The sequence below is a fragment of the Lacinutrix cladophorae genome (genome assembly GCF_053604645.1).
Genome location: NZ_JBSHNR010000110.1, coordinates 345676 through 358625, shown reverse-complemented (window position 1 = coordinate 358625; position 12950 = coordinate 345676). Strand labels below are relative to the sequence as shown.

Annotated in this window: 8 protein-coding genes and 2 tRNA genes; 5 read left to right on the top strand and 5 right to left on the bottom strand. The window is 30.6% G+C overall.

Features of this window, described 5'->3' with window-relative positions; all coding sequences use genetic code 11:
• The first annotated feature begins 106 nt into the window (after window positions 1-106).
• Both ACVC3Y_RS08910 and ACVC3Y_RS08905 read left to right on the top strand, forming a co-directional pair.
• Entirely contained in the window at window positions 107-1342 is a 1236-nt protein-coding gene (locus ACVC3Y_RS08910) for a 3-deoxy-D-manno-octulosonic acid transferase (RefSeq protein WP_452226671.1), read from the top strand.
• Window positions 1343-1457: 115 nt separating this feature from the next.
• Complete coding sequence (locus tag ACVC3Y_RS08905) at window positions 1458-1877, top strand: hypothetical protein (RefSeq protein ID WP_303422381.1); 420 nt, start codon at window positions 1458-1460, stop codon at window positions 1875-1877.
• 340 nt (window positions 1878-2217) lie between these two features.
• Here ACVC3Y_RS08905 and ACVC3Y_RS08900 read toward each other — a convergent pair.
• The 3 genes from ACVC3Y_RS08900 to mutS all read right to left on the bottom strand — a co-directional run bounded on the left by ACVC3Y_RS08900 (window position 2218) and on the right by mutS (window position 5138).
• Window positions 2218-2301, bottom strand: a tRNA-Leu gene (locus ACVC3Y_RS08900).
• A 53-nt stretch (window positions 2302-2354) separates the two neighbouring features.
• Window positions 2355-2426 (bottom strand) — tRNA-Gly (locus ACVC3Y_RS08895).
• 99 nt (window positions 2427-2525) lie between these two features.
• Window positions 2526-5138, bottom strand: coding sequence for a DNA mismatch repair protein MutS (gene mutS / locus ACVC3Y_RS08890; protein ID WP_452226670.1), 2613 nt, complete (start codon window positions 5136-5138; stop codon window positions 2526-2528).
• A gap of 175 nt (window positions 5139-5313) precedes the next feature.
• Between mutS and ACVC3Y_RS08885 the strand changes: the two genes are divergently transcribed.
• Window positions 5314-5859 (top strand): RNA methyltransferase, encoded by a 546-nt coding sequence (locus ACVC3Y_RS08885; RefSeq protein WP_452226669.1) that lies wholly within the window; start codon window positions 5314-5316, stop codon window positions 5857-5859.
• Here ACVC3Y_RS08885 and ACVC3Y_RS08880 read toward each other — a convergent pair.
• Together ACVC3Y_RS08880 and folK are read right to left on the bottom strand one after the other, a co-directional pair.
• On the bottom strand, window positions 5843-8149 hold the full coding sequence (locus ACVC3Y_RS08880; protein WP_452226668.1) for a hypothetical protein: 2307 nt from the start codon (window positions 8147-8149) through the stop codon (window positions 5843-5845). The two genes, ACVC3Y_RS08885 and ACVC3Y_RS08880, sit on opposite strands and share 17 nt — an antisense overlap.
• Before the next feature lie 31 nt (window positions 8150-8180).
• Window positions 8181-9308 (bottom strand): 2-amino-4-hydroxy-6-hydroxymethyldihydropteridine diphosphokinase, encoded by a 1128-nt coding sequence (gene folK / locus ACVC3Y_RS08875; protein WP_452226667.1) that lies wholly within the window; start codon window positions 9306-9308, stop codon window positions 8181-8183.
• 71 nt (window positions 9309-9379) lie between these two features.
• On the opposite strand from folK, the gene ACVC3Y_RS08870 reads away from it, so the two are divergent.
• Window positions 9380-10084: a queuosine precursor transporter gene (locus tag ACVC3Y_RS08870; protein WP_303422393.1), complete on the top strand. Its 705-nt coding sequence runs from the start codon at window positions 9380-9382 to the stop codon at window positions 10082-10084.
• A gap of 88 nt (window positions 10085-10172) precedes the next feature.
• Window positions 10173-12890 carry an AsmA family protein gene (locus ACVC3Y_RS08865; RefSeq protein ID WP_452226666.1) on the top strand — a complete coding sequence of 906 codons (2718 nt, stop codon included), beginning with the start codon at window positions 10173-10175 and terminating at the stop codon, window positions 12888-12890.
• The last annotated feature ends 60 nt before the right edge of the window (window positions 12891-12950 follow it).

The window sequence follows — 12950 nt, the reverse complement described above, 5'->3', positions numbered from 1 at the left end:
ATCCGTATCGTTTAGCAATGAAGATCAATGAATAATAAATAATTTATTAAATACGAGAGATGTATTTAATTTAAAAGAAATGTATTTTAGCAACAAACAAAAACTATTGGCTATCATTTACAACATACTTATTCAGCTAACCTCTCTGGTTTTAAAAGGAGTAGCCTTATTTAACATCAAAATAAAGAAAGGAGTTTCGGGTAGAAAACAAACATTTTCTATTTTAAAAAATAACATCTCGCATACGGATACTTGTATATGGTTTCATTGTGCTTCTTTAGGAGAGTACGAACAAGGCTTACCTGTTTTTAAAAAGATAAGAAAAAGCTACCCAAACCATAAAATTGTTCTAAGTTTTTTTTCTCCTTCGGGATATGAAATTAGGAAGAACACCAAAATAGCAGATATAGTTGTTTATCTTCCTTTAGATACTAAAGGAAATGCAAAAAAGTTTATAGATATAGTAAATCCCCAACTTACTGTGTTTGTTAAATATGATATTTGGCCTAATTTTTTAAATGAAATTAAAAAGCGAAATTTAAAAGCTATTTTAATTTCTGCTCTTTTTAGACCTGACCATTCTTTTTTTAAGTACTACGGAAAAGCACAAAGAAATGCATTACTTGCATTCGAACATATTTTTGTACAAAACGAAACTTCGAAAACGCTATTAAATAAAATAAATTACAATGAAGTAACTGTTTCTGGAGACACACGTTTTGATCGTGTGTATAGCCAATTAGCACAAAACAATACGTTAGATTTTATTAAAGAATTTAAACAAGACAGTCTATGTGTTGTTGCTGGTAGTACCTGGCCTGAAGACGAAAACATTTTAATAGATTACATCAATAAAAAAGCTTCCAAGAAGTTAAAATTTATTATTGCCCCTCACAATATTAAAGCCACACAAATAGAAAAATTTTGCAAACAACTTGAAGTCCGATGCATAAAGTATTCTGAAAAAGAAAGTCAGGATCTCTCTAAATATCCTGTTTTTATAATGGATACTATTGGTTTACTAACTAAAACATATAACTATGCAGACATTGCATATGTTGGTGGAGCTATGGGAACCACTGGATTACACAACACACTAGAACCAGCTGTTTTTGGAATACCAGTAATAATTGGAAAAAACTACAAAGAATTTCCTGAAGCACATGAAATGATTGAAGCAAATGGCATGTTTACAGTAAAAAACAAAGAAGAATTGGCATTAATACTTGATAAATGGATTAAAAATCCAGACAAAAGAGAATATTCTGGTCTTCAAAATTTAAAATATATTAAAAAAAACACAGGAGCTGTAGTCCAAATAATAGACTTAATACGTATTTAAACTGATTTATTTGCTTATTTAATAATTATGTTAAAAATGTTAACAAAATTTATTCGTTTTTAACTTGAAGTTATTACATTCGTATTATTGAAAATTAACACTAAAACTATTACTAATGAAAAAATTATTATTTAGCGCTGCTTTATTATTAGCATTAAGCGTATCGTTTACATCATGTAGAGAAGTAAAAGAAAAAACTGACGCAGCTAGTGATGCTGTAGAAAACGCTGCTGAAGCTACTGGTGATGCATTAGAAAATGCTGCTGATGCAACAGGTGATGCTCTTGAAGAAGCTGGAGACGCTGTTGAAAATGCTGCTGACTCTGCTGTGGATGCTGCAGGTAATGCTGTGGATGCTGCTGGAAATGCAATTGAAAATGCTGCTGACTCTGCAAAAGATGCTGCTGGAAACGCTGTAGATGCTGTTGAAAAAGCTGCTGGAGACGCAAAAGATGCTGCTGGAAATGCAGTGGAAAAAGCTTCAGATGCAGTTTCTGATAAAGCAAATGATTTAAAAGCTAAAGCTGGTCACTAATACCAGACTTTAATTTAAAAGCCTTCATAATTATGAAGGCTTTTTTTTGTGCTTATTTTTAAAATTAAGAAACAATATAAACCAAAAAAGCCTTACATTTCTGTAAGGCTTTTTTTATTGAAGAAAGGAATTAACCACGTGGGTTCCTTTATGTGCATCTCGCGAAACATAAATCTATAAAATGGGAATTGACTTCGTCGAGTCCCAGTTTCAACATGTTGAGAAAAACCAATCCAAAAGATTGGATTGCTTTTTTATTTTAAAAACATGCGGAAAAGCTAGCTTTCAAGTATATTTTTAAAACAAAAAAGCCGAAACTTTCGTTTCGGCTTTTCATCTGTACTGAAGACGGGACTTGAACCCGTACGTCCTAATGGACATTGGATTTTAAGTCCAACGTGTCTACCAATTCCACCACTTCAGCAGTTGCTGATATTAATTAAAATATCACTTGGTATATTATAAAGAAAGTCTCAGAGCGAAAGACGGGATTTGAACCCGCGACCCCCACCTTGGCAAGGTGATGCTCTACCCCTGAGCTACTTTCGCAGTCTTTTGTATGAACGTGCAATATTGCTATTGCGGTTGCAAATTTAAAATAAATCTATGAATTGCAAAGCCTTTTTCGAAAAATTATTATTTTTTTTTTCAAACCTGCTTTTTCTTAATCAACATTCGTTTTATTTCGTTAAGTTTCATTAACGCTTCTACAGGTGTAAGTGTATCAATATCAATATGTAATATCTCTTCTTTTATTTGTTCTAATAATGGATCGTCTAAATTGAAGAAACTTAATTGCATTTCATCTTTTATCGATTTTACTTTATCAGTAAGTTCTTCACTAGAATGTGATTTTTCTAGTTTCTTTAATATTTTATTTGCTCTATGTAAGACCTGCTGTGGCATTCCAGCCATTTTAGCGACATGAATACCAAAACTATGCTCACTTCCTCCTGCAACTAGCTTTCGAATAAATAATACGTTATCTTTTAATTCTTTTACAGAGACGTTGTAGTTTTTTATTCTAGTAAATGTTTCCGTCATTTCATTTAGCTCGTGATAATGTGTTGCAAAAAGTGTTTTTGGTTTTGCTGGATGCTCATGTAAATATTCGCTAATTGCCCAAGCAATAGAAATCCCATCATAGGTACTTGTTCCTCTTCCTATTTCATCTAACAAGACCAGACTTCTATTACTAATATTATTCAAAATAGATGCAGTTTCATTCATCTCTACCATAAAAGTAGACTCTCCCATTGAAATATTATCACTTGCTCCTACTCTAGTAAATATTTTATCTACTAAACCTATTCTAGCCGCTTTTGCAGGAACAAAACTTCCCATCTGTGCTAGTAATACAATTAAAGCAGTTTGACGTAAAATTGCAGACTTACCAGACATATTTGGACCAGTAATCATAATTATTTGTTGGGTTGCTCTATCTAGAAAAACATCGTTTGCAATGTATGGCTCTCCAATTGGCAATTGTTTTTCTATTACGGGATGACGACCGTCTTTTATTTCAAGATCATGCGTATCATCAATTATTGGGTAGCTATACTTATTATCTTTTGCTAATTGCGCGAAACCAGCCAAACAATCTAATTGCCCAATTAGATATGCATTTTGCTGTACTGGTTTAATGTATTGGTTCATCCAAGCAACTAATTCTGCAAATAATTTTTGCTCTATGGCTAATATTTTTTCTTCGGCACCCAGAATTTTACTTTCGTACTCTTTAAGCTCTTCAGTAATATAACGCTCTGCATTGACTAAAGTCTGCTTGCGTATCCATTCTTCTGGAACTTTATCTTTGTGTGTATTTCTTACTTCTATATAATAACCAAATACATTGTTAGATGCTATTTTAAGCGACGTAATTCCTGTTCGTTCGCTTTCACGTTGTAACATCTTATCTAAATAATCTTTTCCTGAAGTTGACAATGCTCTAAGTTCATCTAACTCTTTAGAAAAACCTTCAGCAATCGTACTTCCTTTTAAAACATTTACAGGAGCATCTTCATTTAGCATGGTTTTAATCTTTTCGCGAAGCACATTGCAACCTTGAAGATTATCCCCTATTATTTTAAGGGATTCATTATCACAATTAGAAGACAACTCTTTTATTGGCAGTATGGCTTCTAAAGAATTTTTAAGCTGAATTACCTCTCTGGGATTCACCTTTCCTGTTGCAACCTTAGATATTAATCGCTCAATATCTCCAATTCCTTTTATATGATTTTGTGTCTTTTGAAGCGTATTTTTATCTTTAGTAAAAAAAGCTACCACTTCATGACGTTGTTTAATCTTTTCTACATTTTTTAGCGGCAGAGCTAACCATCGTTTTAGTAAACGTCCACCCATAGGAGAAATGGTTTTATCTATAACATGTAAAAGCGTGACTGCATTATTATTGGTAGAATTATACAGCTCTAAGTTTCTAATGGTAAAACGATCCATCCACACATAGTCATCTTCTGCAATTCTAGAAATAGAAGTGATGTGCTGTAATTTGTTATGTTGTGTTTCACCTAAATAATGCAAAACAGAACCTGAAGCGATTATACCTTGCTCTAAATCTGCAATACCAAATCCTTTTAAAGTTTTGGTATTAAAGTGTTTTATTAAGGTTTCGTTTGCATAATCGGTTTGATACACCCAATCTTCTAAATAAAAAGTATGAAAATCAGCCCCAAAGGTTTCCTTAAAAAGGCTTCTCTTTTGTTTAGACACCAAGACTTCACTTGGGCTAAAATTTTGAAGTAACTTATCTATATATTCGGCATTTCCTTGCGAAGTTAAAAACTCTCCAGTAGACACATCTAAAAAGGAGATTCCAATTTTATTTTTTTCGAAATAAACCGAGCACAAAAAATTATTAGATTTCGAGATCAAAACCTCATCATTTAAAGCTACACCAGGGGTTACCAACTCTGTAACACCACGCTTCACAATGTTTTTGGTTTGTTTAGGATCTTCTAATTGATCACAAATAGCAACACGTTCTCCTGCTTTTACTAATTTTGGTAAATAGGTATTTAAAGAGTGATGCGGAAACCCTGCTAGTTCTATTTCGCTTTCGCTACCTGCACCTCGTTTGGTTAGAATAATACCCAAAATACCAGCTGTTTTAATAGCGTCTTCACCAAAGGTTTCGTAAAAATCTCCAACTCGAAATAATAATAAAGCATCTGGATACTTTGCTTTTATAGCATTGTACTGCTTCATTAAAGGGGTTACTTTTTTTGTTTTTTTTGCCAAGAGTAAAAGTGTTATTTTTGCCCTATTAATTACTTAGGACTATAAGATTGCTAAGGTACTTATAATTTGATTTTTTTTGAAATCAATTCTACTTTAGTTATTTACATTTGTTCACAAAAAGTAGAGACAGAATTTTAATTACTGCCTTTAGGAAAACTAAAAAAAGACATTTTAAATGCGTAAACTAAAAAATAGCGAACTAGATAGACTGAGTGTTGAAGGGTTTAAAACCGCTACCAAAACTCCTATTATTATTATTTTAGATAACATTAGAAGTTTAAATAACATAGGCTCTGTATTTAGAACGAGTGATGCCTTTTTGGTGGAAAAAATTTATCTCTGCGGAATTACTGCTACACCACCACATAAAGACATACACAAAACAGCCTTAGGAAGCACAGACACTGTGACATGGGAATACGCAGAAAACACATTAGACATTATTAAAAAACTACAAGAAGAACAGGTTCAAATCTGTGCTATTGAACAAGCTGAAAATGCAACAATGCTAAACAAATTTACACCAAGGGCAACCACAAAATACGCTTTAGTTTTTGGTAACGAAGTAAAAGGTGTTGCGCAGGATGTGGTAAACGCAAGCGACTCTATTATTGAAATACCGCAATTTGGAACCAAACATTCTTTAAACATCTCTGTAAGTTGCGGTGTTGTGGTTTGGGATGTTTTTAGTAAAATGAAAAACACTATTCTACAACCATAATTTCACTAATAAGAGCTCCTGCTTTAGTAAATCCCTGAACATAAAAAGTATATCCTGAGTTATACTGTTTCACTTTAAAAACAACCTCTCCATTAGCATTAGTTTCTAATATTGGTTTCCAATCTATTTCCTGTATTTCATTTTGAAAATTAAAATCATTAATAGGTGTATAATACTTTTTGACAGCATTATAACCATATTCAAAAACATAGTTCTGGTATAATTCTATTATTCCCTTTTTGTAGTTATCTTTTGTAAACACTTGATAAGCCACAGCTCCTCCTTCTTTTGGATATGGCTGCATCATAACACTTTCAATATCTTTCATTTCTAATTTCAAACCTGCTAAATCTTCCGATTCCATTCTTTTACCATCAATAAACAAAAGTGCTTCCTTTTTTACACCAACCTCCAAATACCATTCTAAACCTTTCCAATTAACCAACTTAACACCTTCTTCTCGCTCTAAATACCTTAATAAGAATTCATTTTTATAATAATCACTCACTTCTAAAGGCATATATTTACCTATATCGGAAGTTATTTTTTTATATTTATTCACGAGCTTTTTCTTTTCAAAATACGCTCTACTTTTAACCTTACCCGAAACATTTACGGTATCTAATGTAGTAGTATTACTTTGGTAAAAATCTACATGACTATAGTTTTCCTGCTTGGATAAGGAATAGTTAGATGCCTTTTTTTTTGGTTGAAACTTCATTTTATAATTACTAACAGAATCTAAAACCATGTTTTCTGGTTTTGCTAATGCTTTGTCTGGCTTTACAAAAGATAACTTTACAGAATCCCCTTTGTATATTAATAGATTTTTAAATGTAAAATCTAATTTATTGTTTAAAAATATCTTGTCAATAATCTTATTGTCTTCACTAATTAAGGCAAGATTATTAGAACCTAATGGTTTTACATAACCAGATAATTTAAAACCCATTTCAAAATTATACTTGTATTTTGGATTTAGATTATGCACATACTCTGTAGAAGAATACTGCGTCCATCCTTGTGTTAACAATAGCAAGTCTAAATGATTAAACCTATTTTTATTATTAGTATTAAAATAGTAAGAAGGCTTTTCTATATAACCTTTTAGATAAGGAGTCAACAAAAAGGCAGATTCAATACTTGCATTTTCATCTAGCTCCACGGTATTAGACAAAACAGATGCACTAATATTTGCTACTCCAGAGGTGTCTTTTATTAGCATTTTAAATGCAATAGAATCCTTTACTTCTAGTAGTTTTTCAATTTTTACTTCTTTTTTAGTATTACTTTTATACACAAAAAATTTCCTTTCTAAAACCGGTGTATTATTTTCAAAAACGGTCACTGTATTTACACCATTAAAAAAATCTTTTTTGTTTAATCTTAGTTTAATTTTTGAAGTATCTACTAAAACAACATCTGCATAATTGACTAACTTATTATTTTGATGAAATAGAATAAAATAATCATCATTTGCATTTTGTATCGTCTGTGTATTGGTTTGCAATTGTAATGTTATGAAATCCTTATCATCACTTACAGTTATTGCTACACCTTGTTTTTTAGCTAGCGGAACATCTACTCGAAAAACCGAATCATTAGTAGCTATAATAGCTTGATATTTTTCTAATTCTTTATAATAAAATTTAGATTTAGCCATTCCTGAATACGCATTTTTAAAATGTGCCACTTCATTATTATTAGAATCTACTATTTTACCAGAAAAATCATTCCCAAGACCATTAGTCAACACCTTAACAGCAACTACATTTTCAACATTTTCTAACAAAAAACCACCTTCTGGAAAGAGTTGCACATCGTATAAGAACTCATTAGTTTCAGCTTTTTCCTCTACAGCATTACTAATACTTATCTTAGAAACAAACACATTAGCTTCTCCAAAGTTTTTCATAAAATTGGTTTGTGCTTGCAAATAATAATTTCCACCTTTTAAAGAATGAAACAACTCAAATTGCCCAATACCAACACCTTTATTAATCAATATATTTTGAGTTTCTATTAATGCTCCTGTTTCCGAAAACAGACTAACATAAAGCAATGTGGTTTTTAATGAAGGCGTATTTTCATTTGAAGAAACATAAGCTTTAAACCAAATAGTATCTTCCTGATTATACTTAATCTTATTTGTATGAATAAATACTTTTTCGAAAAATAAGGGCTCTTTTTGTAAAGCAGTAATTATAGAATCTGTAAATTTATTTTGAGCAATTGTAGCAATAGAAGAAAAAAGAATAAAGTAAAATAGTAAAAATCTGTTTTGCATCATGAATGCTATATATTTTAGGGATTTTAAAAAACTATTCACAAATCTTATCTAACAACCATAAATAATCTGCTCTATTTTTCACAAAATCTTTATCTGAAATATCAATAATCTTCACGTTTAATTCGGTTTGTTCTTTTAAGAACTCTAAATAACCAGCATTTATTTTTTCTAAATAGTCGTTTTCAATATTCTTCTCGTAATTTCTACCTCTTTTTTTAATATTAGCCTGAAGTCTTTCTGTATTTTGATATAAATATACGTACAAATCTGGTTTTGCTATATCTTTATATACTTGATAAAAGAGTTTTCTATAAAGTCTAAACTCATCTTCTGGCAAGGTTATTTTAGAAAAAATTAGTGATTTAAACACATCGTAATCACTAACAATAAAATCTTTAAACAAGTCTAATTGCGATAAATCATCACTAATTTGTTGGTAACGATCTGCCAGAAAAGACATTTCTAAAGTAAACGCATAGCGCTTTGGTTCTTTATAAAATTTTGGTAAAAATGGATTATCGGCAAAACGTTCTAAAATAAGTTTCGCATTAAAATCATGCGCCATTTTATTGGTTAAACTTGTTTTTCCTGCTCCTATATTTCCTTCAATAGCTATAAAATTATAATTTGAAAAATCATATTGTTTACTTGGGTTTTTAAGCCAAATATTTATGGGTTCTAAAACACTTTCATCTTCACATTCTTCTAATAAAACACTAATCTCTTTTTTTAAAACAGGATGTTGTATTTGCGATGCAATATTATATAATGGTTGCAAAACAAATTTTCGTTTTTGCATTTCGGGATGTGGAATATGCAAAGATTTTGTTTCTACAATTTCATCTTCAAAAAAAATAATATCTAAATCAATAATTCTGGCTTGATACCCTTTAATCTTTGTTCTTACTCTTCCTAATTGCGTTTCAACATCTAGTAATTTCTTTAAAAGCTTATTGGGTTTTAATTCGGTTTCTAAAATCAAACAGGTATTAAAAAATGCTTCACTTTCAAAACCAAGAGCAGGTGTTTTATATACTTTAGAAATAATTTTAATATTACCAACCTGTACATGAATACAGTCTATAGCGTTTTGCAAATTTTTAAATTTGTCGCCTTTATTACTCCCTAAGGAAATGTATGCTTTTTTTGGTTGGCTCATAGAATTAGCAAAATAAGGAAAACAATTTTTAATGCTTTATATTTATCTTCGCTATTTATTCACAATTTGCAATGACATTAAAAGATAAACTTACTGCACAACGTATTTACCTGTTTCTGGGCGCTTTATTTATAACCTCTTTGGTAGTTTCTAATTTAATATTTCAGAAGTTTTTTTATTGGTACCCTTTTCCTAATAAAATTTTTGGAGTTTCTCTTTTTGAAATTTCTGTTGGTATTTTACCATATCCAATAACTTTTTTAATAACCGATTTAATTAGCGAGATTTATGGAAAGAAGCGAGCTAACGATATTGTAATTGCTGGAATATTTGCTTCATTTTTTTCCATGCTAATTGTTTACGTTGCTAATTTAGTTCCCGCAACAAGCTGGTCTCCTGTCAACAACAAATTATTTACAACCGTTTTTGGAAGTACAGCAATTGCAGTTTTTGCGAGCATGATGGCGTACTTATTTGCACAACTTGTAGATATTCAGGTGTATCATTTCTGGAAAAAATTAACCAAAGGAAAACACCTATGGTTACGAAATAATTTTTCAACTTTTTTCTCTCAATTTGTAGATACGTTTACCATCTTAACATTACTATGTTCTTTTGATATTATAGCATGGGATAAATTTGCTGGATTATTGGTTGCTGGTTTTGCCTTTAAAGTACTAATTGCTATTGTAGATACTCCCTTTTTATATTTAGGGGTTTATCTTTTTAGAAAACGTTTTCAGCTTAAGGTCAACGAAGAGATAAATTTACTTTAAATGCTAAACTTTTGCTAAAATCTATCAATACAAGATCTAAACCAAGTATTATTACGTAAATACTTACACAAATAAATTTGTATTTTTTATGAAGAAAGCTTTAAAAATTATTGGTATAACTTTACTTATTATTTTGGCACTATTAGTTGCCATTCCTTTTATGTTTAAATCTCAAATTAAGGATATGGTAAAACAATTTATTAACGAAAACATGAATGCTAAAGTAGATTTTAGCGATGTAAGCCTGAGTCTTATTAGTAGTTTTCCACAAGCTCATGTTAGTGTAAACGATTTAGTTATTACCAATTTCGAACCTTTTAAAGACGAAACTTTTGCTACAGCAAAGTCTATTACTTTCGATATGTCTGTAAAGGAATTATTAAAAAAAGCAGACGAAGGGCCACTTTTAGTAAATGCAATTAACGTAAACGAGGCTTTATTAACATTAAAAACGAACAAATTCGGTGATGTAAATTACGATATAGTAAAAGAAAATGAGAACCAAAACAATAGCGTCACAGAAGACGAACAAAGTTTCCGTTTTGACATTGAAGATTATGCTATTAAAAATAGTGCATTTACGTATCTAGACGAAAAATCGAACACCACATTTTATATAACAGAACTAAACCATTCTGGTAAAGGAACTTTCTCTGAAGATGTTTCTGAATTAGACACAAACACAGAAGCTAGAGTTAGCTTAAGCCTAGACAGCACACAGTACTTAAACAATAACACGATTAAACTAGATGCTATAATTGGTCTAGATTTAGAAAATAGCAAATACACTTTTAAAGAAAATAAAGCAATTATAAATCAGTTACCAATAGCATTTCAAGGTTTTTTTCAAATGGTAGACGAAGGTCAAAACATCGATCTTTCTTTTGAAAACACTGGATCCGATTTTAAAGATTTTCTTGCTATAATTCCAGAAGCATATTCAAAAAACATTGAAAACGTTGCAACAACAGGAACCTTTAAAGTAAAAGGTAATATTAAAGGATTAAGCAGTGACACCACAATTCCTACTTTAGATATTAATGTAGTATCTAATAACGCATCTTTTAAATATCCTGATTTACCTAAAAGCGTAGAAAACATTGTTATAAATGCAACGTTAAAAAATGACGATGGAAATATAGACAACACCTATTTAGATTTAAAAACCTTAAACTTCAAAATAGATGAAGATGTATTTCAATCTTCAGCAACCCTAAAAAACATTACTAAAAACATATTAGTTAATGCTAATATTGATGGTGTTTTAAACCTGGCAAATATTACAAAAGCGTATCCAGTAGAATTAGAAAAAGAACTAAGCGGAATTTTAAAAGCAAAGCTAAATACTTCTTTTGATTGGAATGCCATAGAAACAAATGCATACCAACGAATTAAAAACAATGGTAATGTTAGTGTTAGTGAATTTATATTCTCTAGTGAAGATATGGTAAACCCAATTCACATTTCTAAAGCAGACATTCACTTTAACCCAGGAACAGTTTCTTTAGATAGCTTTAACGCCAAAACAGGCTCTAGTGACTTAAACGCTACAGGAACGATTAATAATTTATTAGGCTTTTTATTAAGTGATGGAAAATTGAAAGGAAATTTTGATGTCAAGTCTAACACTTTTGCCGTTAATGATTTTATGGTTGCAGAAACCGAAACAACGACAAAAAACAAAAAAACTACTCCTGAGGAATCTCTTAAAATCCCAGCATTTTTAGATTGCACGATTCAAGCAGATGCAAAAACGGTTTTATATGATAATTTAACACTAAAAAACGTAAAAGGAAACTTAAAAATTAAAGAGGAACAAGCAACTTTAGAAAATCTTACATCTAATATTTTTGATGGTGACATTGCAATTTCGGGCTTGATAGACACCAAAAGCAAAACACCTCTTTTTAATATGAATCTAGGTATTGCAAATTTTGATATTTCACAATCCTTTAAAGATTTAGAGTTACTACAAAGTTTAGCACCAATTGCCAAAATTTTACAAGGAAAACTAAATACTACCATAAATCTTTCTGGTGTTTTAAACGAAGAATTTACACCAGATTTATCTTCAGTTTCTGGTAATGCATTAGCAGAATTATTGACTACAGATATCTCTTCAGAAAGCGCCCCTTTAATAAGCAAATTAAATGGTGCTTTTAATTTTATAGATTTTGAAAAACTAGATTTAAAAGACCTAAAAACGAAACTAGATTTTAATGACGGTAAAGTAAACATTAAACCATTTGATATAAAATATGAAGACATAAAAATCACAGTAGATGGTTCTCATGGCTTCAACAAAAGCATGGCATACAATGCCGTTTTACAAGTACCAGCGAAATACTTAGGTAGCGAAATAAACCAACTTATTGGTAAAATAAACGATCCTGCTGTTGAAAAAATAACCATCCCAGTAACGGCAACAATTGGTGGAACATTTACATCGCCAACAGTAAAAACAGATTTAAAAAGTGGTATTACTAACCTTACAAAACAGTTAATTGAAATACAAAAGCAAAAACTTTTAAACCAAGGCTCTCAGCAATTACAAGATTTAATTGGTGATGCTATTGGAGAAAACAACCCAAAAAACGATTCGACAAAAACACAAACTACAAACCCAATAAAAAATGTACTGACGGATATTATTGGAGGAAACAATTCGAATACTAATACTACAGATACTACAAACACGCAAACAACACCAAAAAAACCAACTGTTGAAGAAGGAGTGAAAGATTTATTAGGCGGACTTTTGGGAGGAAAAAAGAAACAAGAGACTAAAAAAGACTCCATAGAATAAAAAAGAAACAAAAAAAAGTAAATAAATATTATAAAATAAGAATAATTAATTTACTTTTGC

What these genes read in the sequence shown, in the direction of transcription:
- ACVC3Y_RS08905 (WP_303422381.1), top strand. Translation starts at nt 1,458, where the DNA reads ATGAAAAAATTATTATTTAGCGCTGCTTTATTATTAGCATTAAGCGTA.
- ACVC3Y_RS08885 (WP_452226669.1), top strand. Translation starts at nt 5,314, where the DNA reads ATGCGTAAACTAAAAAATAGCGAACTAGATAGACTGAGTGTTGAAGGG.
- ACVC3Y_RS08880 (WP_452226668.1), bottom strand. Translation starts at nt 8,149, where the DNA reads ATGATGCAAAACAGATTTTTACTATTTTACTTTATTCTTTTTTCTTCT.
- folK (WP_452226667.1), bottom strand. Translation starts at nt 9,308, where the DNA reads ATGAGCCAACCAAAAAAAGCATACATTTCCTTAGGGAGTAATAAAGGC.
- ACVC3Y_RS08870 (WP_303422393.1), top strand. Translation starts at nt 9,380, where the DNA reads ATGACATTAAAAGATAAACTTACTGCACAACGTATTTACCTGTTTCTG.
- ACVC3Y_RS08865 (WP_452226666.1), top strand. Translation starts at nt 10,173, where the DNA reads ATGAAGAAAGCTTTAAAAATTATTGGTATAACTTTACTTATTATTTTG.